The 20,831-nt window shown below is 59.2% G+C and carries 18 protein-coding genes; 6 read left to right on the top strand and 12 right to left on the bottom strand.

Features of this window, described 5'->3' with window-relative positions:
• The first annotated feature begins 36 nt into the window (after nucleotides 1-36).
• The 3 genes from NL116_RS20055 to NL116_RS20065 are packed head-to-tail and all read left to right on the top strand — an operon-like array spanning nucleotide 37 to nucleotide 3,079.
• Entirely contained in the window at nucleotides 37-1,269 is a 1,233-nt protein-coding gene (locus NL116_RS20055) for a YcaO-like family protein (RefSeq protein WP_494373707.1), read from the top strand.
• A complete protein-coding gene (locus tag NL116_RS20060; protein ID WP_494373708.1) occupies nucleotides 1,266-2,207 on the top strand; it encodes a class I SAM-dependent methyltransferase in 942 nt (313 codons plus the stop codon). The genes NL116_RS20055 and NL116_RS20060 overlap by 4 nt, the downstream gene beginning before the upstream one ends.
• On the top strand, nucleotides 2,204-3,079 hold the full coding sequence (locus NL116_RS20065; protein ID WP_494373709.1) for an alpha/beta fold hydrolase: 876 nt from the start codon (nucleotides 2,204-2,206) through the stop codon (nucleotides 3,077-3,079). Before NL116_RS20060 ends, NL116_RS20065 begins: the two co-directional genes overlap by 4 nt.
• Before the next feature lie 124 nt (nucleotides 3,080-3,203).
• On the opposite strand, the gene NL116_RS20070 is transcribed toward NL116_RS20065, so the two are convergent.
• Genes NL116_RS20070 through NL116_RS20095 form a run of 6 tightly spaced genes read right to left on the bottom strand, consistent with a single transcriptional unit; the run spans nucleotide 3,204 to nucleotide 9,140 of the window.
• Nucleotides 3,204-4,946, bottom strand: a complete 1,743-nt coding sequence (locus tag NL116_RS20070; protein ID WP_494373710.1) for an ABC transporter substrate-binding protein — start codon at nucleotides 4,944-4,946, stop codon at nucleotides 3,204-3,206.
• 47 nt (nucleotides 4,947-4,993) lie between these two features.
• Nucleotides 4,994-5,266: a DUF2160 domain-containing protein gene (locus NL116_RS20075; protein WP_027925091.1), complete on the bottom strand. Its 273-nt coding sequence runs from the start codon at nucleotides 5,264-5,266 to the stop codon at nucleotides 4,994-4,996.
• 10 nt (nucleotides 5,267-5,276) lie between these two features.
• On the bottom strand, nucleotides 5,277-6,077 hold the full coding sequence (locus NL116_RS20080) for a carbohydrate ABC transporter permease (RefSeq protein ID WP_123432275.1): 801 nt from the start codon (nucleotides 6,075-6,077) through the stop codon (nucleotides 5,277-5,279).
• 8 nt (nucleotides 6,078-6,085) lie between these two features.
• On the bottom strand, nucleotides 6,086-6,952 hold the full coding sequence (locus NL116_RS20085) for a carbohydrate ABC transporter permease (RefSeq protein ID WP_027925089.1): 867 nt from the start codon (nucleotides 6,950-6,952) through the stop codon (nucleotides 6,086-6,088).
• Nucleotides 6,949-8,046, bottom strand: coding sequence for an ABC transporter ATP-binding protein (locus NL116_RS20090; RefSeq protein WP_494373711.1), 1,098 nt, complete (start codon nucleotides 8,044-8,046; stop codon nucleotides 6,949-6,951). The genes NL116_RS20085 and NL116_RS20090 overlap by 4 nt, the downstream gene beginning before the upstream one ends.
• Nucleotides 8,046-9,140 carry an ABC transporter ATP-binding protein gene (locus NL116_RS20095; RefSeq protein ID WP_027925087.1) on the bottom strand — a complete coding sequence of 365 codons (1,095 nt, stop codon included), beginning with the start codon at nucleotides 9,138-9,140 and terminating at the stop codon, nucleotides 8,046-8,048. The genes NL116_RS20090 and NL116_RS20095 overlap by 1 nt, the downstream gene beginning before the upstream one ends.
• A 285-nt stretch (nucleotides 9,141-9,425) precedes the next feature.
• On the opposite strand from NL116_RS20095, the gene NL116_RS20100 reads away from it, so the two are divergent.
• A complete protein-coding gene (locus NL116_RS20100) occupies nucleotides 9,426-11,279 on the top strand; it encodes a sigma-54-dependent Fis family transcriptional regulator (protein WP_494373712.1) in 1,854 nt (617 codons plus the stop codon).
• Between the two features lie 111 nt (nucleotides 11,280-11,390).
• On the opposite strand, the gene cysS is transcribed toward NL116_RS20100, so the two are convergent.
• Nucleotides 11,391-12,773 carry a cysteine--tRNA ligase gene (gene cysS / locus NL116_RS20105; RefSeq protein ID WP_494373713.1) on the bottom strand — a complete coding sequence of 461 codons (1,383 nt, stop codon included), beginning with the start codon at nucleotides 12,771-12,773 and terminating at the stop codon, nucleotides 11,391-11,393.
• Nucleotides 12,774-12,788: 15 nt separating this feature from the next.
• Nucleotides 12,789-14,489, bottom strand: coding sequence for a glutamine--tRNA ligase/YqeY domain fusion protein (locus NL116_RS20110; protein WP_494373714.1), 1,701 nt, complete (start codon nucleotides 14,487-14,489; stop codon nucleotides 12,789-12,791).
• Between the two features lie 249 nt (nucleotides 14,490-14,738).
• Here NL116_RS20110 and NL116_RS20115 point away from each other — a divergent pair, with 249 nt between their 5' ends.
• Together NL116_RS20115 and lpxH are read left to right on the top strand one after the other, a co-directional pair.
• A complete protein-coding gene (locus tag NL116_RS20115; protein ID WP_494373715.1) occupies nucleotides 14,739-15,245 on the top strand; it encodes a peptidylprolyl isomerase in 507 nt (168 codons plus the stop codon).
• Entirely contained in the window at nucleotides 15,242-15,994 is a 753-nt protein-coding gene (gene lpxH / locus NL116_RS20120) for a UDP-2,3-diacylglucosamine diphosphatase (protein ID WP_494373716.1), read from the top strand. The genes NL116_RS20115 and lpxH overlap by 4 nt, the downstream gene beginning before the upstream one ends.
• A gap of 38 nt (nucleotides 15,995-16,032) precedes the next feature.
• On the opposite strand, the gene NL116_RS20125 is transcribed toward lpxH, so the two are convergent.
• The 4 genes from NL116_RS20125 to NL116_RS20140 form a co-directional block, all read right to left on the bottom strand.
• The gene (locus NL116_RS20125) at nucleotides 16,033-17,562 is read right to left on the bottom strand and encodes a DHA2 family efflux MFS transporter permease subunit (protein WP_494373717.1); all 1,530 of its coding nucleotides are present in this window, start codon (nucleotides 17,560-17,562) and stop codon (nucleotides 16,033-16,035) included.
• A gap of 66 nt (nucleotides 17,563-17,628) precedes the next feature.
• Nucleotides 17,629-18,846 carry an HlyD family secretion protein gene (locus NL116_RS20130; protein WP_494373718.1) on the bottom strand — a complete coding sequence of 406 codons (1,218 nt, stop codon included), beginning with the start codon at nucleotides 18,844-18,846 and terminating at the stop codon, nucleotides 17,629-17,631.
• A 15-nt stretch (nucleotides 18,847-18,861) separates the two neighbouring features.
• Complete coding sequence (locus NL116_RS20135; protein WP_494373719.1) at nucleotides 18,862-20,331, bottom strand: efflux transporter outer membrane subunit; 1,470 nt, start codon at nucleotides 20,329-20,331, stop codon at nucleotides 18,862-18,864.
• Nucleotides 20,328-20,801, bottom strand: a complete 474-nt coding sequence (locus NL116_RS20140; protein ID WP_494373720.1) for a MarR family winged helix-turn-helix transcriptional regulator — start codon at nucleotides 20,799-20,801, stop codon at nucleotides 20,328-20,330. Before NL116_RS20140 ends, NL116_RS20135 begins: the two co-directional genes overlap by 4 nt.
• Nucleotides 20,802-20,831: the final 30 nt, after the last annotated feature.

Raw genomic sequence — 20,831 nt, forward strand, 5'->3', positions numbered from 1 at the left:
GGGGGCAATGCCCCCGGTTTCTCGAAGGAGCGAATAATGGAAAAGTTCATGGTTGCTGAACGGGAACTGACACTGGCCCAGGCCGAGCAGCGAATTTTTGCCGAACTGGAGGGCTTTGGACTTCATCTCGACATCCGCACTATTGGCAGCAAAATCGTTGCGACCCACGCCTCTGTCAGCACCTACAATCCTCGACGCAGGGCCAGAGGCGCCGGCAAAGGCTACGCAAACCAGGCCCGAGTCGGTGCTCTCTACGAAACGCTGGAACACTACCTGAGCGATCATTGTGATACTTCCATCGCCCACTACATCGCGCCGACCTGTTTTTCCACCGACCCACTTTTTAACGACGACACGGCACTTACACTTATCGCAAAACAAAATGCCTGTACTGCCTGCCGAACGTATATCAACCCACTAAACCAATCTTCGTTTTACTATCCGATAGCCCTGTGCACACCAGACTATTCAAACAATATCTTTGCACCCGACACCACTAACTACCGTTCCCTGCGACGTTATGCCAGTAACAGCGGAACCGCTATCGGGGCGAGTTACAACGAGGCCGTGCTGCACGCCGCCAATGAATGTATCGAACGCGACGCAGTGTCATTGTTTCTACTGGAATATTTTTACTACGAAAATCACCCACCTTTACGCCGCGTCGCCCGATTAACCGATGATGATGTCCTGGGCCGACTGTGGTCAGACGCCGAGTCAGAAATCGGCGCCGAGATTGTCCTTGTCGATATCAGCAATGAATTTCTGCCGCGTACCTTTCTCGCTTTTTCCATCGGGCCTTGTGCAACGCCCAGAGTGTTCGGAACAGGGTGCTCACTCATGGCCCGACATGGCGCATGGCGCGCGCTGACAGAGCTCGTTCAGTTGCATCACGGGGCCGGCGAGCATGAACTGAACCATTGCCTGGGTAACGCGGAACGTCATCTCAAGCATTTTCCCCGGCTGTTGCGCTGCTTGCGATTCGACCTCGATCCTTTGTTGAACCTGAGCGAACAACAGTACGTGACCTTGCCCGCCGCACAGGAGGAAAAACCATTGTCCGAACAGATCCATCTGCTGGCCAAAGACCTGCAGCGACATGGGCGGACACTGGGCATTTCACAGCTGCATCAAACCAGACTGGGAACAACACTGGTCAACGTCGTGATACCAGGGTTGGAACGCTTTTTTGTTGTTTCCAGCGGCAATGTGGTGGTTCCGCAAGCGCGGGGGCGTCGCCTGGAAAGTGCAGAGGGAGTGAGTGCATGAATCCTCGGCGAGAAGTGCAACTGGCTCAAACCTTCCTCCAGCCTCCCTGCGCGACAGCGGGACTCAATTGCTACATCGAACCCAACGGCCCCGGGCGCCATCACCTCTTCGTTTTGCGGGTGAACGGCTGCAGTTGGGCTGGTCGCAAAGTGCTGCAACAGACTGAAACCGGCGGTTGGTACATCAACAGCCTGCTCAAACCCTGGATGTTGCTTGGACCGCTGGCCGATATGCAGTGGGGCGATGAAGGCGTCGCCCTCTACTTTCAGAGTGCGTCCCTGGAGCAAAAGGAAGCGGCTTTCAACCTCGCACAGGCGCGACCCGACAGTGAAGTCCGTTTCCCGTTTCCTGCAATCGATGACAAGGGGCTGGAGTTCGTCTGCCCGACCGATTACTGGCAGTGTGACGACTTGCTCGCCACACAACTGGATGCCGACGAAATCCACCTGCGCCAGTATTGCGCAGCCCTGCTTAAAACCCTGTCGCACCCCGGCACCGTGATTCTTGATCCGGCCTGTTCGACTGGCGAGTTCATAACGCACCTGGCCCGTGCGCTTCCCGACCGCCATTGCCTGGGTTCCGACCTTTCAGCCTCGATGATCGAACACGCCAAAAGCCGTCATGCCAACAGCACGGCGGAGTTCCTTATGGGCGATGCCCGAAACGTTGCGTCGTCCGGCCTCAAATGCGATGTGCTGATTCTGCGTTTTCTCAATGCCGAAGTGATGACTCGGGTCGATGCCCGGCAAATTTTTCACGAGATGACGGCCTGTGTGAATCCGGGAGGCACTATTCTCGTTTTCGGTCATACCCCGGTGCTGCTCGAGGTGCCGTACATGGCCCAGATGCTGGAACTTGAGCTGATTTCCAGTTTGGCGGCTCGACCCGGGCAAGTAGAACTGTTCCAGTTCTACCGGCTGAGGGTCCCCATGCAATGACACCTTTATTCAAGAACGGCTACTTCCCGACCTGCGGCGGGCATTTGCTCTATTGGGAGCGGCACGGCACCCCTGGCACCGAGCCGATATTTTTCCTGCACGGCGGACCGGGTGGGCGTTGCACTCGTCATCATCTGGTGTTCTTCGACGTCAACCGTTTCGACATCGTCCTGTTCGACCAGCGCGGCTGCGGACGCTCTCATCCCCACGGCGAACTCAAGCACAACAACACCGGACTGTGCGTAGAAGACATTGATGCGCTACGCCAGCATTTGGGTTTCGAAAAAATCAGCCTGTTGGGAGTTTCCTGGGGAAGCTGGCTGGCGATCCAGTACCAGCAGCTTTATCCCCAAACAGTGCTGAAAACCACCTTGGTCTCGGTGTTTGTACCCTTTAGCGCAAACGTCAGTGCCTACGACCAACAGTTAAGCGAATGTCTGGCGAGTGTAAGCCCGGAAACGGATGGCTCTAGTACGCGGCAGATCTACCAGATACTGAGCAACGGCTGTGCAGCGCAGCAACGTCAGGCGGCAACCCATTGGTTAAAGGCCGTTTTGCAATTAAACGGGCAGACGATGCGTCAAGACACGCTTGAAGACTTCGTCGATGAAGAAGCCGTGCGCTCGATCCGTCTGGAGTTGCACTACCACCTCAATCGTTACTACTTCACCCGTGGGCACGAGAAATTGGCCCTCGATGCCAATACCCAAGTGATACAAGGCATCAAGGATACGTTTGGCATGACCAGCCTGCGCTGGCTTCGTCAACGCCTGAACCTGCAGTGCCAGTTGCTCCACGCCGGGCATGATGCATTTGAGGGGGCCATACTGAAAGCCGTGCGACGCACTTTGACGCGAAGCCTGTGCCGCTGAAAAAAGACCTTTGTCGGAGGCTGGTTCAGCTGGAGAAATTGGGTGCCTGCTCGCGATAGCAATGGATCAGGCACAATCAAAAACGGCACCTTTCGGTGCCGTTCGCCTTGCTCAGTACAGAACCTTACTTACGCGCATCCGCCCACGACTTCAGCAGTTCGTTGTAGCTCACGGTTTCGCCCTTCGGCTTCTCGTTCGCCAACTTGGGCTTAGGTGCGCCCGGTTGATCGAACCAGTACTGCGCATCGCGCTCGGGGTTCATTTTTGGCGCGCATACCGCTTGCGCTTTCGAGCGTTCCAGGCGGGACATGATTGCGTCCTGATCCTTGGCCAGGCCATCCAGCGCCTGTTGAGGAGTTTTGTCGCCGCTGGCAGCTTCGGCGATGTGGCTCCACCACAGTTGCGCCAGGCGCGGATAGTCCGGCACGTTGGTCCCGGTCGGGGTCCATTGCACGCGGGCCGGGCTGCGGTAGAACTCGACCAGACCACCAAGTTTCGGTGCCAGGTCGGTCATCGCTTGCGAGTTGATGTCCGACTCGCGAATCGGCGTCAGGCCGACGATGGTTTTCTTCAGCGACACGGTTTTCGAGGTCACGAACTGCGCATACAGCCACGCCGCCAGTTTCTGTTTCTCAGGCGTGGACTTCATAAACGTCCACGAACCGACGTCCTGATACCCCAGCTTCATGCCCTCTTCCCAATACGGACCGCGCGGCGATGGCGCCATGCGCCATTTCGGCGTGCCATCGGCATTGACCACCGGCAGGCCCGGTTTGGTCATGTCAGCCGTGAACGCGGTGTACCAGAAGATTTGTTGGGCAATGTTGCCTTGGGACGGCACCGGGCCCGACTCGGAAAAGGTCATGCCCGCCGCTTCCGGCGGCGCGTAAGCCTTGAGCCAATCGACGTACTTGGTAGTGGCAAAGACCGCCGCCGGGCCGTTGGTGTCGCCGCCACGGGTCACGCTGGAACCTACCGGATGGCAATCCTCGACGCGGATGCCCCACTCGTCCACCGGCAAACCGTTCGGCAAGCCTTTGTCGCCGCCACCGGCCATGGAGAACCAGGCATCGGTGAAGCGCCAGCCCAGGGACGGGTCTTTCTTGCCGTAGTCCATGTGCCCGTAGACCCGCTTGCCGTCGATTTCCTTGACGTCTTCGCTGAAAAATTTGGCAATGTCTTCATAGGCCGACCAGTTCACCGGCACGCCCAATTCGTAGCCGTACTTTTCCTTGAACTTGGCTTTCAGCTCCGGCCGTTCGAACCAGTCGGCGCGGAACCAGTACAGGTTGGCGAACTGCTGGTCGGGCAGCTGATAGAGCTTGCCGTCCGGTGCCGTGGTGAAGGAAATGCCGATGAAGTCCTTGAGGTCCAGGGTCGGCGAGGTGAAGCTCTTGCCTTCGTTGGCCATCAGGTCGGTGATCGCTTCGGTCTTGCCGTAGCGGAAGTGTGTACCGATCAGGTCCGAGTCGTTGACCCAGCCGTCATAGATGCTCTTGTCCGACTGCATCACGGTCTGCAGTTTTTCCACCACATCGCCTTCTTGCAGCAGGTCGTGGGTCACCTTGATCCCGGTGATCTCGGTAAAGGCCTTGGCCAACACCTTGGACTCGTATTCGTGAGTGGTCAGGGTTTCCGAGACGACTTTGATGTCCATTCCGCGAAACGGCTCGGCCGCCTTGATGAACCACTTCAATTCCGCGAGCTGCTGGTCAGCCGTCAGGGTGGACGGTTTAAACTCGGCGCCAATCCATTTCTTCGCAGCGTCTTCATAGGCGTCGGCCCAGGCCGTTGCGCTCAACCCACTGAGTGCCAGCATGGCTGCCAATGAAATGCTATGTCGCAGCTTATTGTTTTTGTCGAACATAGAGACCTCCTGTTTGATTTTCGGAGCAACATTGCCGAGCGATTCGACTAGCCCCAACGCATCACAGCCAACAGCCACACCAAGGACAACGCGGACGCTACCCAGATGCTCCAGTCGGTGACGCCGATTACCAGCAAATGCAGGTAGGCGCTGCCGAGAAGACCGATAAACAACCGATCGCCACGGGTGGTGGCAATCGGCAACAAACCCCGTCGAAGAATGCTCGGCGAACGCAATTCCCAAGTCGTCATGCCCACCAGAATCAGGCCAATGACAATGAAGAACGCCGCGGTGGGGACCGTCCAACTCATCCATTCCATCATCAGCTCCTCATACCCGGCCGAGGGCAAAGCCCTTGGCCACGTGGTTGCGAACAAACCAGATCACCAGCATGCCCGGCAGAATGGTCAACACCCCCGCCGCTGCCAGCACGCCCCAATCGATGCCGGACGCCGAGACCGTCCGCGTCATGACCGCCGCAATCGGCTTGGCGTTGACCGATGTCAACGTGCGCGCCAGCAGCAGTTCGACCCAGGAAAACATGAAGCAGAAAAACGCCGTGACGCCGATGCCAGAGCCGATCAGCGGAACGAAAATCTTCACGAAGAACTTGGGAAAACTGTAGCCGTCGATGTAGGCGGTTTCGTCGATTTCCTTGGGAACACCGGACATAAAGCCCTCAAGAATCCACACCGCCAACGGCACGTTAAACAGGCAATGAGCCAGGGCCACGGCGATGTGGGTGTCGAACAGACCGATCGAGGAATACAGCTGGAAGAACGGCAGCAGGAACACCGCCGGTGGCGCCATCCGGTTGGTCAGCAGCCAGAAAAACAGGTGCTTGTCACCGAGGAAGCGATAGCGCGAGAACGCATAGGCCGCCGGCAACGCCACGCTCAGCGAGATCACCGTGTTCAGGCTCACGTAGTACAGCGAGTTGAGGTAACCGGTGTACCAACTCGGATCGGTGAAGATCACCTTGTAGTTATGCAAGGTGAAGTCCGAAGGAAACAGCGTCAGGCCGCCGAGGATTTCGGTGTTGCTCTTGAAGGACATGTTCAGCAGCCAGTAGATCGGCACCAGCAGGAACAGGATGTAGATCAGCAGCGGAATCAGCTTTCTCTTGCTCATGATGGGCCTCAGCGGTTGGCGTCAGAGTGAGTCATGGCGGTGTAGAACAGCCAGGACACCAACAGGATGATCAGGAAGTACACCAGCGAGAACGCCGCTGCCGGTCCCAGGTCGAATTGCCCTACGGCCATCTGGGTCAACGTCTGACTGAGGAACGTCGTGGCATTCCCCGGGCCGCCACCGGTCAGCACGAACGGCTCGGTGTAGATCATGAAACTGTCCATGAACCGCAGCATCACCGCGATCAGCAGCACGCTTTTAAGCTTGGGCAACTGAATGTGCCGGAACACCGCCCAGGCCGACGCCCGATCAATCCGCGCCGCCTGGTAATACACGTCCGGAATCGCCCGCAGCCCGGAGAAACACAACAACGCCACCAGCGAGGTCCAGTGCCATACGTCCATCACCAGCACCGTGACCCAGGCGTCCATGGTGTTTGATGCATAGTTGTAGTTGATGCCCATGGCATTCAGGCTCGAGCCCAGCAGGCCGATGTCGGCCCGGCCGAAAATCTGCCAGATGGTGCCGACCACGTTCCATGGGATCAGCAACGGAATGGCCAGGATGATCAGCACCAGCGACGACCAGCGGCCCTTGGTCGGCATGGTCAGGGCGATGGCGATGCCAAGCGGAATTTCAATCAGCAGCACGCAGGCGGAGTAGATGAACTGCCGCAACAGCGAGTCATGCAGGCGCGGATCGAGCAGCACTTGCTTGTACCAGTCGGCGCCAACGAAGTAGCGGCTGGACTGGTCGAAGATGTCCTGCACCGAATAGTTGACCACCGTCATCATCGGGATCACCGCACTGAAGGCCACCAGCAGGAACACCGGCAACACCAGCCACCAGGCCTTGTTGTTTTGCACCTTGTTCATGGCTGCGTCTCCAGCAGGTATTCATCGGCATACACCATCAACCACTGCGCCGGAAAACTGATGTACGCCGTGCCTTCCGGCACCGGTTTGTCTTCGGCCAGGCGCACTTTCAGCGGTGCGCCGTCGAGGTTCAGGGTGAGGATCTTGTAGGTGCCGAGGTCTTCGATGTGTACGACCTGTGCCTGCATCGCGTCATCGAAGGGTTCTTCCCACACATGCACAAACTCCGGGCGGATGCCGACTTTCAAGGTTTTCCACTCGGATTCAGCGATGCGTTGTTGCTGCGCCTCGGACAGCGGGAGGTGCGTCGAGGCGAAACCCACGCCACCCGGTTGCGGCGTGACTTCGATCAGGTTCATTCCCGGGCTGCCGATGAAATAACCGACAAAGGTGTGGCTCGGCCGTTCGAACAACTCACGCGGTGTGCCGAATTGCACGATCTGCCCGCCATACATCACTGCAATTTTGTCGGCGAAGGTCGACGCTTCCAGCTGATCGTGGGTGACGTAGACCATGGTGATGTTGAACTGCTCGTGAATCTGCTTGAGCTTGCGCCGCAGTTTCCACTTCAAATGCGGGTCGATCACGGTCAGCGGCTCGTCGAACAAAATCGCCGAGACGTCATCGCGTACCAGCCCACGGCCCATGGAGACTTTCTGCTTTTCGTCGGCGGTGAGGTTGCTGGCCTTTTTGCTCAGCAGCGCCTGCAGGTCAAGGACCTCGGCAATTTCTTGCACCTTGCTGTGAATTCTCGCCTCGGCCATGCCCTGATTGCGCAGCGGAAAGGCCAGGTTATCGAACACAGTCATGGTGTCGTAGACCACCGGAAACTGGAAAACCTGGGCGATGTTGCGCTTCTCCGGCGTGAGGTCGTTGACCGCTTTGCCGTCGAACAACACATGCCCCTGCGAGGGGCTGAGCAATCCGGAAATGATGTTGAGCAACGTCGACTTGCCGCACCCCGAGGGTCCGAGCAGCGCGTAGGCACCGCCCTGCTCCCAGATGTGATCCATCTCGCGAATCGCGTAATCCTCAGGGCCAGCCGGGGTTTTGGTGTAACTGTGGGCGAGGTTCTGCAAACGGATTTCAGCCATCAGGCAACCCTCGCGATACGGCGGCCGGGCGCCTGGACGAGACGTCCCTGCGCATCGAACACAAACAGTTTATGGGTCGGGATATAAATGCGAATCGGCGCATCAACGTCGTATTCGTGAACGCCGGGCAAATGCAGCACCAGCAGGAAATGCTCGTTGCGCACGTGCAGGAAGGTTTCCGAGCCGCTGATCTCGGCGACCTCGACGGTCACGGCCAGCTCCAGGTCATCGTCGTTGCTCGGCACCAGCGATATGTGGCTCGGCCGCACGCCAAAGCGGAACTCGCCCTCGCCCACCGGCCGCAAATCCACGTTCAACGGGAAGTGCACAAAATTGGCGAAACTGACCTCGTTGCCGGCAATGCGCCCCGGCATCAGGTTGATCGGCGGCTCGGAGAACAGCTCGGCCGCAAGCACGCTTTGCGGCTGATGATAGACCTCGGACGACTTGCCGCTCTGAATCACCCGACCTTCGTGAAGAATGGTCGTGGTGCCGCCCAGTGCCAGGGCTTCGTTGGGTTCGGTGGTGGCGTAGATAGCGATGGTATGGCGAGCCTTGAACAGCTCACGCATTTCCTGGCGCAGTTCTTCGCGCAGCTTGTAATCGAGGTTGACCAGCGGCTCGTCGAACAGAATCAGCTCGGCGTCTTTGACCAAGGCGCGGGCCATGGCCGTGCGCTGTTGCTGGCCACCAGAGAGTTCGAGAGGATGGCGCTGGAGAAACTTCTCGATGCGCAGCATCTTTGCGGTTTCCAGCACTTTGCTCTGGATCAGCTCATTGGACACACCGCCCTGGCGTAACGGCGAGGCAATGTTCTCGAAGACGGTCATGGTCGGGTAATTGATGAACTGCTGATAGACCATCGACACGTTGCGCAGCCGCACCGGGCGCTGGGTAACGTCGACGCCGTTCATGAGGATGCGCCCGCTGTCAGGCTTGTCCAGACCGGCCATCAGGCGCATCAGGCTGGTTTTGCCGGACAGTGTGCGCCCGAGCAAAACGTTGAAGGATCCGGGTTCAAAACTGAGGCAGGCATCGTCGATCCAGGTCTGGCCCTCGACGGTGCGGCTGACGTGCTCCAGGGTTAATGACATGGCTCGGCCTTTTTATTATTTGGAGTCAAGCGACCGGAGCTACAGAGCGAGTTTCGTGCCAGAAATTGCAAGCTGTTGATCTGGTTTGAAAATCCTCTAACGAAGGGAGTGAGCACTTTCGTTGCTGAACAGAAATGAACAACTCAGGCTGAACAACTGAACAATCCACTGGTTGACAATGAACAATAGTGAACAACACTCTACACACCGTTTTACTGCGAAATATTGCGAATTACGCACGGCTTTACTCACAACAAAAATAATAATGTTCAGAGATCGACTGCCATGGCCGCACCCGCCTCGCCGCTCTCCCACGACGCCGTCATTCAGGACTCCTGGAAACGTTGTCGCGCCTTCGGTCTCGACCATCAGAGCGCGCCCGCGTTTGATCAACTGCCGGCCGAAGGCATCGCCCAATTGCTGGAGAGCCAGCATTCGCTAGTGCAGACCACGCATCAGGAAGTCCTGCCGTATTACGAAAACATCCTCAGCAACTCCAATTGCCTGATCATGCTCGCCGACAATCAAGGCCAGGTGCTGACGTCGTGGGGTACACAGCGCTTCATCGAACCGAGCCTGACCCGTGGTTTCAGCGCGGGCGCCAGCTGGATGGAGCGTTGCAGCGGCACCAACGCCATCGGCACCGCCCTCGCCTGTGAGCAGGCCGTGCACATTGAACACGATGAACACTTTCTGAAAGCCAACCGCTTCATGACCGGTTCCGCCGCACCGATTTTCGATGCCGAGCGCAAGGTGATCGCAGTGCTGGATGTGTCCAGTGACAGCTACCTGCCGCCGTCCCACACCCTCGGCATGGTCAAGATGATGAGTCAGACCGTGGAGAACCGGCTGATTCTCAACCTGTTCCATGGCCAGCACTTTCAACTGACGTTCAACACCGGGTTGAACAACCTGGATAGCCAATGGGCGGGGTTGCTGATTTTCGATGAGACGGGCCAGGTGCTGTCCGCCAATCGCCGGGCCGACAATCTGCTGGGGATCAGCCTGTCGCGGGTCAGCGTCGAAAGCCTGTTCAAGGTGTCGCTGCTGGAATTACTGAACCAGCCCGACGGTCTGCCGTTCGCCCTGCAAGCTTCGGGGCGTAACCGCTTCCAGTGCCTGCTGCGGCGGCCGAAACAAGTGCCGATTCAAGCGCGACTGTTTTCTGAACCCAAGAGCGCTGAACCGGTGGTCGTGGCGGCACCCGAAACGATCAGCCTCAACACCCTGCACTTCGGCGACAGCCGCGTGGAAAAAGCCGTGCGTCAGGCTGAACGCCTGCTGGAGAAGGACATTCCGCTGTTGATCCACGGCGAAACCGGGGTCGGCAAGGAAGTGTTCGTCAAAGCCCTGCATCAGGCCAGTTCTCGCAGCAAGCAACCGTTCATTGCCGTCAACTGTGCAGCGATCCCCGCCGAACTGGTGGAATCCGAGCTGTTCGGCTACGAGAAAGGCGCTTTCACCGGCGCCAATCAGAAAGGCAGCATCGGGCTGATCCGCAAGGCCGACAAAGGCACCCTGTTCCTCGATGAAATCGGCGACATGCCACTGCCGACGCAGGCCCGGTTGTTGCGGGTGTTGCAGGAGCGTTGCGTGCAACCGGTGGGCAGTAGCGAGCTGTTCCCGGTCGATATCCGGATTATTTCGGCGACCAACCGTGCGTTGCGTGAGCAGGTGCAATTGGGGCGATTCCGTGAAGACCTGTATTACCGGATTGGCGGCTTGACCCTGGAACTACCGCCGCTGCGCGAACGCAGCGACAAGCAGGCGTTGTTCAAACGCTTGTGGGAGCAGCACCGCGAGCCGTCGCAATGGGCCGGGTTGAGCCGTGAGGTGCTGGAGCTGTTCGGCCGTCATCCGTGGCCGGGGAATCTTCGTCAGGTCAGCAGCGTGATGCAGGTGGCGCTGGCCATGGCCGAAGAACAACCGGTGCGGCCGGAGCATTTGCCGGATGATTTTTTTGTCGATCTGGAGATGGAGCCGGTGGATTCGCCTGAAACGCTGGCGGTGGATTTGAATGATATCGAGGATTTGAATCGGCAGTTGCGGGCGGCTGGGGGGAATATTTCGCACTTGGCCCGACGGTTGGGTGTAAGCCGCAATACCCTTTACAAGCGATTGCGCCAGTCGGAAAGCTGACTGCTGCGCAGTCAACCGAGGCATCGCTGCACTGGAACCCGCCTAAAAAACAAAAACCCGCACAAGGCGGGTTTTGTTTGATCGTTCCCACGCAGAGCGTGGGAACGATCATCAGTCAGCCAAACGCCAGGTCGTACCGCCCTTCCCGTCTTCCAGCACCACGCCCATGGCGGTGAGTTGGTCGCGGATGCGGTCGGATTCGGCCCAGTCTTTACCAGCACGAGCCGCCAGACGCGCAGCAATCAATGCATCAACTTCAGCTGCATCCACACGCCCTTCAGCGCCAGCCTGCAAGAAGTCATCAGCCTCCAGCTGCAACACGCCCAGCACGCTCGCCAGTTCTTTCAGGCGCGCTGCCAGGCCCGCCGCCGCGTTGAGATCGCTCTCACGCAGACGATTGATCTCGCGCACCATCTCGAACAGCACCGCGCAGGCTTCCGGCGTGCCGAAGTCGTCATTCATCACCTGGGTGAAGCGTTCGACAAAGGCTTCGCCGCCAGCCGGTGCAACGCTCGGCAGGCCTTTCAACGCGTGGTAGAAACGCTCGAGTGCGCCTTTGGCGTCCTTGAGGTTGTCTTCCGAATAGTTGATCGCGCTGCGGTAGTGGCTCGACACCAGCAGGTAACGCACGACCTCTGGGTGGTACTTTTCCAGCACGTCGCGAATGGTGAAGAAGTTGTTCAAGGACTTGGACATCTTCTCGCCATTGATGCGAATCATGCCGCAATGCATCCACGCGTTGGCGTAGGTCTTGCCAGTGGCCGCTTCGCTCTGGGCGATTTCGTTTTCATGGTGCGGGAACTCGAGGTCGCTGCCGCCGCCATGAATGTCGAACGTCTCGCCGAGGCAGCAGGTGGACATCACCGAGCACTCGATGTGCCAGCCCGGACGCCCGGCGCCCCATGGCGATTCCCAGCTTGGTTCGCCCGGCTTGGTGGCTTTCCACAGCACGAAGTCGAGCGGGTCCTGCTTGGCTTCGTCGACTTCGATCCGCGCACCGATGCGCAGGTCTTCGATCTTCTTGCGCGACAGCTTGCCGTAGCCCATGAACTTGGCGACGCGGTAGTACACGTCGCCATTGCCCGGGGCGTAGGCGTAACCCTTGTCGATCAGCGTCTGGATCATGCTCAGCATGCCCGGAATGTGATCGGTGGCACGCGGCTCCATGTCCGGTTTCTTGATGTTCAGGCGCGCTTCATCTTCGTGCATCGCGGTGATCATGCGCTCGGTCAGCGCGTCGTACGGCTCGCCGTTTTCGCGGGCACGATTGATGATCTTGTCTTCGATGTCGGTGATGTTGCGCACGTAGGTCAGGTTGTAACCGCTGAACCGCAACCAGCGGGTCACCAGGTCGAACGCGACCATGCTGCGGCCGTGGCCAATGTGGCAGTAGTCGTACACGGTCATCCCGCAGACGTACATGCGCACATTGTTGCCATCAAGCGGCTTGAAGACTTCTTTGCTCTTGGTGAGCGTGTTGTAGATGGTAAGCACTTTAGGTTCCTTGAATCACTGGCCCCACGAATCACGCAAGGTCACGGTACGGTTGAATACCGGATGACCGGGTTTGGAGTCCTTGATATCCGCGACGAAGTAGCCTTCGCGCTCGAACTGGAAACGGTCTTCCGGCTGTGCATTGCCCAGCGAGGGCTCAGCACGACAACCGGTCAGCACTTGCAGTGAGTCAGGGTTGATGTTGTCCAGGAAACTCGCGCTGTCTTCAGCCTTCTCAGGGTTGGCCGAACGGAACAGGCGATCGTACAGACGCACTTCGCACTCGATGCTTGCAGCGGCCGGCACCCAGTGCACCACGCCTTTGACCTTGCGGCCTTCAGGGTTTTTGCCGAGTGTTTCCGGGTCGTAGGAGCAACGCAGCTCGACGATGTTGCCGTCGGCGTCCTTGATCGCTTCGTCGGCACGGATCACGTAGCTGCCGCGCAGACGCACTTCGCCGTTCGGCTCCAGGCGTTTGTAGCCTTTTGGCGGCTCTTCCATGAAGTCATCGTGGTCGATGTAGATTTCACGGGCGAATGGCAGCTGGCGCACGCCCAGTTCTTCTTTCTGCGGATGACGCGGCAGTTCGAGGTGCTCGACCTGATCTTCCGGGTAGTTGGTGATCACCACCTTCAACGGACGCAGCACGCACATGGCGCGCGGAGCATTCTGGTCCAGATCCTGACGGATGCTGAACTCGAGCATGCCGAAATCGACGACGCCGTCGGAACGGTTGGTGCCGACCATGTCGCAGAAATTGCGGATCGACGCAGGCGTGTAGCCACGGCGGCGGAAGCCCGACAGCGTGGACATGCGCGGATCATCCCAGCCGAACACGTGTTTTTCATCGACCAGTTGCTTGAGCTTGCGCTTGCTGGTGATCGTGTAGTTCAGGTTGAGGCGGCTGAACTCGTACTGACGCGGGTGCGCCGGCACGGGCAGCGCGTCGAGGAACCATTCGTACAGCGGACGATGGCTTTCGAACTCCAGGGTGCAGATCGAGTGAGTGATGCCTTCGATGGCGTCCGACTGACCGTGGGTGAAGTCGTAGTTCGGGTAGATGCACCACGTGTCGCCAGTCTGGTGGTGATGCGCATGACGGATGCGGTACATGATCGGGTCGCGCAGGTTCATGTTCGGCGAGGCCATGTCGATCTTGGCCCGCAGCACGCGTGCGCCGTCCTGGAATTCGCCGGCCTTCATGCGGGCGAACCAATCCAGGTTTTCTTCCACCGAACGGTCACGGAACGGGCTGTTCTTGCCGGGCTCGGTCAGGCTGCCACGGTATTCCTTGGCCTGCTCCGGGCTCAGGTCGTCGACGTAGGCCTTGCCGGCCTTGATCAGTTCAACGGCCCAGTCGTGCAACTGGTCGAAATACTGCGAGGCGTAGCGCACTTCACCGGACCATTCGAAGCCCAGCCATTTGATGTCGCTTTCGATCGCGTCGATGTATTCCTGGTCTTCCTTGGCCGGGTTGGTGTCGTCGAAACGCAGGTGGGTGACGCCGCCGAATTCCTGGGCCAGGCCGAAGTTCACACAGATCGACTTGGCGTGACCGATGTGCAGGTAGCCGTTGGGCTCAGGCGGGAAACGGGTGACGATCTGCGTGTGCTTACCCGAGTCCAGGTCCGCCTGGATGATCGGGCGCAGGAAATTGACCGGCACGGCAGGGCCGGTCTTGGCATTCGAGGTAGGGTCGACAGTGGGCTTGCTCATAGGATCCTTGAACGTACAAGTGCGCGGCCGGAAGAAGGCCAAGTAAAACAAAGCCGCTATCATAGCCGATGCCGTCAAGTCGCTGACAGAGCAGGTCCGAAAACGGCTGCATTTAATCGGATGCAAATGAAAAACAGCCTCGAAATTCGCGCCCGGCACGCTAAACTGCGAACCTTGGCCGAAGCTGGCCGGACCGGTTGAGGGCTTCAATGCCCCGAAACCCACGAATTCATTGAAAGAGTAGTAATCATGACCCAAGTCAAACTGACCACCAACTACGGCGACATCGTCATCGAACTGGACGCGGAAAAAGCACCCATCACCGCTGCCAACTTCATCGAATACGTTAAAAACGGTCACTACGAGAACGTGGTGTTCCACCGTGTGATCAAGGGCTTCATGATCCAGGGCGGCGGTTTCGAGCCAGGCATGAAAGAAAAGAAAGACAAGCGTCCAAGCATCCAGAACGAAGCCGATAACGGCCTGAAGAACGAGAAGTACACCTTGGCCATGGCTCGTACCATGGACCCGCATTCGGCATCGGCGCAGTTCTTCATCAACGCCACTAACAACAGCTTCCTCAACCACACCGCCAAGACTGCTCAGGGCTGGGGCTACGCAGTGTTCGGTAAAGTCGTTGCAGGCACTGATGTTGTCGACAAGATCGAAGGCGTTGCGACCACTTCCAAGTCGGGCCACCAAGACGTACCAGCAGACGACGTGATCATCGAGAAAGCCGAGATCATCGAAGCGTGATATTGCTGATTTCAGACTTGCATCTGGAAGAGGAGCGCCCGGACATTACCCGGGCGTTTCTGGATTTGCTCGCCGGACGCGCCCGCTCGGCGAGTGCGTTGTACATCTTGGGCGACTTTTTCGAGGCGTGGATTGGCGACGACGCCATGACGCCCTTTCAGCGTTCCATCTGCCAGGCCCTGCGCGAATTGAGCGACAGCGGCACGGCCATTTTTCTGATGCACGGCAATCGCGACTTCATGCTCGGCCAGGCCTTTTGTAAACAGGCCGGCTGCACGCTGTTGAAGGACCCGAGTGTCGTGCAGTTTTACGGCGAACCGGTGCTATTGATGCACGGCGACAGCCTCTGCACCCGCGACGAAGCCTATATGAAGCTGCGCCGCTACCTGCGCAATCCGATCAGCCTGTTCATCCTGCGCCATTTGCCGCTGCGCACCCGGCATAAGCTGGCGCGCAAGCTGCGCAGTGAAAGCCGTGCGCAAACGCGGATGAAGGCCCATGACATAGTGGATGTCACGCCGGAGGAAATTCCGCGGATCATGCAGGAATACGGCGTGAAGACCTTGATCCACGGCCACACCCATCGCCCCGCCATCCACAAACTACAGTTGGGCGAACAAGCGGCCAAACGCATTGTGTTGGGGGATTGGGATCGCCAGGGCTGGGCGTTGCAGGTGGATGAGAACGGGTTTGCGCTGGCGCCGTTTGACTTCACCCCGCCACCGCAGCTGGCCGCTCCCGCCCACTGACTGCCAAACACAAATCCCCTTGTAGGAGTGCGTTTAGTTTAGTGACCGGAGGCAGCAGGCCCCGCTTTCGCTGCAAATGGCGGTTTTGCCAGCCATACAATCAGAATCAGTCCCATGAACCCCCAGCCCAGCAACGTGAAGTAATCCACGGTGGAGAGCATATACGCCTGGCTCGTCAGCACATGATCCAGCTGTGCATAGGCCGGGGTACTCGCCCCGCCCAACGTGTTCAAGGCATCGCGGGTGGCCGGGTCGAACGTGGTGATACTTTCGCTCAAATACGCGTGATGCTGATCCGCCCGGCGAATCCAGATCCAGGTGGTCAGCGACGCCGCAAAACTACCGCCCAGCGTGCGCAGGAACGTCGCCAGGCCTGCGCCATCGGCGATCTGGCTCGGTGGCAGGTCCGACATCAAAATGCTCAGGGTGGGCATGAAGAACAGCGCCACGCCAATGCCCATGAACAGCTGCACCAGAGCGATGTGCTGGAAGTCCACTTCATTGTTGAACCCGGCGCGCATGAAGCAGCTCAAGCCAATGGCCAGGAACGCCAGCCCGGCCAGCAATCGCAGGTCGAACTTGTGCGCGTACTTGCCGACAAACGGCGACATCAGCACCGGCAGTATCCCGATCGGTGCTACGGCCAGCCCCGCCCAGGTCGCGGTGTAGCCCATCTGGGTTTGCAGCCATTGCGGCAGGATCAGGTTAATGCCGAAGAACCCGGCGTAACCCAACACCAGCACCAATGTGCCGATGCGGAAGTTGCGGTAAGCAAACAGCCGCAGGTTGACCACCGGGTGTTTGTCGGTCATTTCCCAGATCACGAACACCGCCAGCGCAATCACGGAAATGGCCGCGCCAATCAGAATGAAATTCGACTCGAACCAGTCCAGGTCATTGCCCTTGTCGAGGATAATCTGCAACGCACCGACGCCAATGATCAACGTGATCAACCCCACGTAATCCATCGGTTGGCGGCTGGTTTCCACCGGGCGCGCCTTGAGTTGCTGGCGCACCACCATCACCGCGAAGACGCCGATCGGCACGTTGATGAAGAAAATCCACGGCCAACTGTAGCTGTCGGTAATCCAGCCGCCGAGGATCGGCCCCGCAATCGGCGCCACCACCGTGACCATCGCCAGCAATGCCAGGGCCATCCCGCGCCTGGCGGGGGGATAGACCGCGATCAGCAGCGTCTGGGTCATCGGGTACAACGGACCGGCCACCAGGCCTTGCAGCACCCGAAAACCGATCAGTTCCGGCATCGAGGTCGAGATACCGCAGAGAAACGAGGCCAACACAAACAGCACCGTGGCCCAGAGAAACAGCTTCACTTCACCGAAGCGGCGGCTGAGCCAACCGGTCAGCGGCAAGGCAATCGCGTTGCTCACGGCAAAGGAAGTGATCACCCACGTGCCCTGCTCCGAACTCACACCGAGGTTGCCGGAAATCGTCGGCAGCGCCACGTTGGCGATGGTGGTGTCGAGCACTTGCATGAAGGTCGCCAGCGACAGGCCGATGGTGCTGAGCAACAGGCTGGGCGGCGTGAAAGAGGCGTTATTGCTCATCGCGAATCCTTTGAAACCAGGTGGGCGCGGCGCCCTTTGGCCGGGCGCCGCTGAGGGATTGGCGAATCAGCGTTGCGCGGTCTTGCTGACCGCAGCGCTGTTGTCGTGGATCAACTGAGCGATCATCGCGTCGGCTTCGGCCAACTGACGGTCGTAGACGTTGGTGCTGAACGAGGCCTTTTGCGGCGGCTGTTGCGCCAGCACCGGGCCGCTCTGGTCGTGCAGGTTCACATCGACCTGAGTCGACAGGCCCACGCGCAACGGGTGCTTGGCCAGTTCTTCGGCGTTGATGTGGATCCGCACCGGCACGCGCTGGACAATCTTGATCCAGTTACCAGTGGCGTTTTGCGCCGGCAGCAGGGCAAACGCGCTGCCGGTACCCGCGCCGAGGCTGTCGATGGTGCCGCTGAATTTCACGTCGCTGCCGTACAGATCGGCCTGGATGTCCACTGGCTGACCGATGCGCATGTCACGCAGCTGGGTTTCCTTGAAGTTGGCGTCGATCCACAACTGATCGAGCGGAATCACCGCCATCAGCGCGGTGCCCGGCTGAACCCGTTGACCCAATTGCACGGAGCGCTTGGCCACGTAACCGGTGACCGGTGCGATCAAGGTGCTGCGCGAGTTGTTCAGGTAGGCCTGACGCAGTTGCGCGGCCGCCGACATCACGTCCGGGTGCGACGAAACCACGGTGTCATCGACCAGCGCACTGGTGGTTTTCAATTGCTGCCTGGCGTTGGCCAGGGCGTTTTGCGCCGAGGTCAGGTCGTCGCGGGCGTGGGACAGTTCTTCCTGGGAAATCGCACCGCCAGCGGCGAGGTTTTTCCGGCGATTGAAATTGTCCTGCGCTTTCTGCACTTCAGCCTGCTGCGCATTGACCTGGGCTTTCATGCCGTCGACGTTGCTGTACAAACCGCGTACCTGGCGCACGGTGCGGGCCAGATTGGCCTGGGCACTTTGCAGGCCGACTTCGGCGTCGTTCGGGTCGAAGTTGATCAGTACCTGGCCTTCGTGGACCAGGTCACCGTCATCGGCGCCGATGCTGACCACGGTGCCGGTGACCAGCGGAGTGATTTCCACCACGTTGCCGTTGACATAGGCGTCGTCGGTGCTTTCGTTCCAGCGCCCGTACAGTTCGTGATAACCCCAGACGCCGACACCGGCGAGGACGACCACGACGGCCAGCGCGGCCAGCATGACTTTGCGTTTACGCGGATTGCTCGTGTCTTGAGCGTGGTCCGGTGATGTGTTGGTTGGAGCAGCAGGTGTATCGACAGTGGCCATGACAAATACCTTGAATTAGTTGTGCTGCGTGGCTGGGAGGGCATTGGCTGCGGTCAGGGTTTCGCCCTGAAAACCGCCGCCCAGCGCTTGCATCAATTGGATCGACAGGTCGATCTGCTCGGCATTCAGGTTGGCCAGCTGACGCTGGGCCTGGAGCAATTGCTGCTCGATGCTGAGCACGTCCAGGTAGTTACCGATGCCGGAACCGTACCGCTGGACCACGGTGTTGTAAGAATCCTGGGCAATGTCGGTCGCATGCTGCTGGGCACCGATCTGCCGGCCGATATCGCGCAACTGGTTAATGGAGTCGCTGACATCGCCGAGCGCTTTCACCAGGCTTTTGTTGTACTGCGCCACCGCGAGGTCGTAATCGGCGTCGCGCGAATCAAGGTTGGCGCGCAGGCGGCCACCGTCGAAAATCGGCACAGAAATGGTCGGCGCAATGTTGAAGAAACGGCTCGCCGAACCAAACATTGCATCCCCCAACAACGATTCGGCACCGGCGGCGGCGCTGAGGTTCAAGTTGGGATAGAACTGGGTTTTGCCGGCGGCGATGTTCTTGCTCGCAGCCTCGACCCTCCAGCGCGCCGCCACCAGGTCGGGACGGCGGCCGAGCAATTCGGCGGGCAACACCGACGGTAATGCAACGGCGCTGGCCTGAAGAATCTTCGGCCGAGCGATTTCGTTGCCGCGATCCGGGCCTTTGCCGAGCAGCACCGCCAGGGCGATTTTTGCGCTGTTCAGGCGTTTTTCAGCGTCGATCAGGCTGGCTTCGGACGTGGCTTCCAGGCTTTCGGTCTGCTGGAACTGGTACTGACTGTCGATGCCCGAGCTCAGGCGACGCTGACCCAAATCGAGCATTTGTTTGGTTCGCTTGAGGTCTTCATTGGCCAAGTCGTAGACGATGTGCGCCTGCCCCAAGTCGCTGTAGGCGCGGGCGACGTCGGCGGACAACGTCAGCTGTGCGGCCTGTTGATCGATTTGGGCGGCGCGAGCCTGGCCCAATGCAGCTTCCCAGGCGTCACGCTGACCGCCCCAGAGGTCGAAGTTGTAATTGAAACTGGCGCCGATGTTGCGCACGGTGGCGTAGGTGCCGCCCTGCCCGCTCGGGTCTTGATCCCGCGACAGACGCGAACGGCTGACACCGGCGCTGGCATCGAGGGTCGGCATACGCGCGGCGTCGGCGGCATAGGCAGCAGCGCTGGCCTGATGCGCACGAGCGTCGGCAATTTGCATGTCGGGGCTGTCGTGCAGGGCTTCGCGGATCAGACCGTCGAGCTGCGGGTCGCCGAGGCTTTTCCACCAGTCACTTTTCGGCCAGGCCGCCGGCGACAGGGTGACGCCGCTGAGGGATTGTCCGGCCTTGAGGGTTTTCGCATCGAGGCTTTTGCCTTCGGTGGTCAGGCCACTGTAGCTGGCGCAACCGGCCAGGGTCATGGCGGCCAGGACCAGGCTCAGCCCGGTGCGCAGGGTTTTACTGTTCATTTGTCACCTACCCGCAGCAGCGTGATTGAATCACCGGCGGCTACCAGAATTTTCTTGAGGATCTGTTCCAGGGTTTTCAGTTCGTCGGGCGTGATGGCGCCAGCCAGTTCATTCATGGCGTCGGCACCGATGTGCGGCAGGCGGTCGGCGAGCTTCTGACCTTCTTCGGTCAGCACCAGTTGAACCTGGCGGCGATCCGCCTCGCAACGTTGGCGAATGAGCAAACCTTTCTGTTCCAGACGATCAAGCATGCGGGTCATCGAGCCACTGTCGAGCGACAGATGACGGCACAACTCGGCCGGGGTATCGACGCCGAATTGGGCCACGATGATCATCACCTTGAACTGCGCGGCGGTGATGCCGTGGGGTTCCATGTGCGTGTCGATGATCCGGTCCTTGAGCAGCGCGGCGCGTCCCAGCAGGAGGCCGAGGTGGCAATTTTCGAAATCGTCTGGGGTGAAATGCTTCATCTGACCACCAATTAGCTGCCTAAGCAGTGA

This window comes from Pseudomonas sp. FBCC-B1667 (genome assembly GCF_059133255.1).

Excerpts from the sequence above, each read along its gene's own strand:
- NL116_RS20055 (WP_494373707.1), top strand. The coding sequence starts at position 37 with ATGGAAAAGTTCATGGTTGCTGAACGGGAACTGACACTGGCCCAGGCC.
- NL116_RS20060 (WP_494373708.1), top strand. The coding sequence starts at position 1,266 with ATGAATCCTCGGCGAGAAGTGCAACTGGCTCAAACCTTCCTCCAGCCT.
- NL116_RS20065 (WP_494373709.1), top strand. The coding sequence starts at position 2,204 with ATGACACCTTTATTCAAGAACGGCTACTTCCCGACCTGCGGCGGGCAT.
- NL116_RS20070 (WP_494373710.1), bottom strand. The coding sequence starts at position 4,946 with ATGTTCGACAAAAACAATAAGCTGCGACATAGCATTTCATTGGCAGCC.
- NL116_RS20075 (WP_027925091.1), bottom strand. The coding sequence starts at position 5,266 with ATGGAATGGATGAGTTGGACGGTCCCCACCGCGGCGTTCTTCATTGTC.
- NL116_RS20080 (WP_123432275.1), bottom strand. The coding sequence starts at position 6,077 with ATGAGCAAGAGAAAGCTGATTCCGCTGCTGATCTACATCCTGTTCCTG.
- NL116_RS20085 (WP_027925089.1), bottom strand. The coding sequence starts at position 6,952 with ATGAACAAGGTGCAAAACAACAAGGCCTGGTGGCTGGTGTTGCCGGTG.
- NL116_RS20090 (WP_494373711.1), bottom strand. The coding sequence starts at position 8,046 with ATGGCTGAAATCCGTTTGCAGAACCTCGCCCACAGTTACACCAAAACC.
- NL116_RS20095 (WP_027925087.1), bottom strand. The coding sequence starts at position 9,140 with ATGTCATTAACCCTGGAGCACGTCAGCCGCACCGTCGAGGGCCAGACC.
- NL116_RS20100 (WP_494373712.1), top strand. The coding sequence starts at position 9,426 with ATGGCCGCACCCGCCTCGCCGCTCTCCCACGACGCCGTCATTCAGGAC.
- NL116_RS20110 (WP_494373714.1), bottom strand. The coding sequence starts at position 14,489 with ATGAGCAAGCCCACTGTCGACCCTACCTCGAATGCCAAGACCGGCCCT.
- NL116_RS20115 (WP_494373715.1), top strand. The coding sequence starts at position 14,739 with ATGACCCAAGTCAAACTGACCACCAACTACGGCGACATCGTCATCGAA.
- NL116_RS20125 (WP_494373717.1), bottom strand. The coding sequence starts at position 17,562 with ATGAGCAATAACGCCTCTTTCACGCCGCCCAGCCTGTTGCTCAGCACC.
- NL116_RS20130 (WP_494373718.1), bottom strand. The coding sequence starts at position 18,846 with ATGGCCACTGTCGATACACCTGCTGCTCCAACCAACACATCACCGGAC.
- NL116_RS20135 (WP_494373719.1), bottom strand. The coding sequence starts at position 20,331 with ATGAACAGTAAAACCCTGCGCACCGGGCTGAGCCTGGTCCTGGCCGCC.
- NL116_RS20140 (WP_494373720.1), bottom strand. The coding sequence starts at position 20,801 with ATGAAGCATTTCACCCCAGACGATTTCGAAAATTGCCACCTCGGCCTC.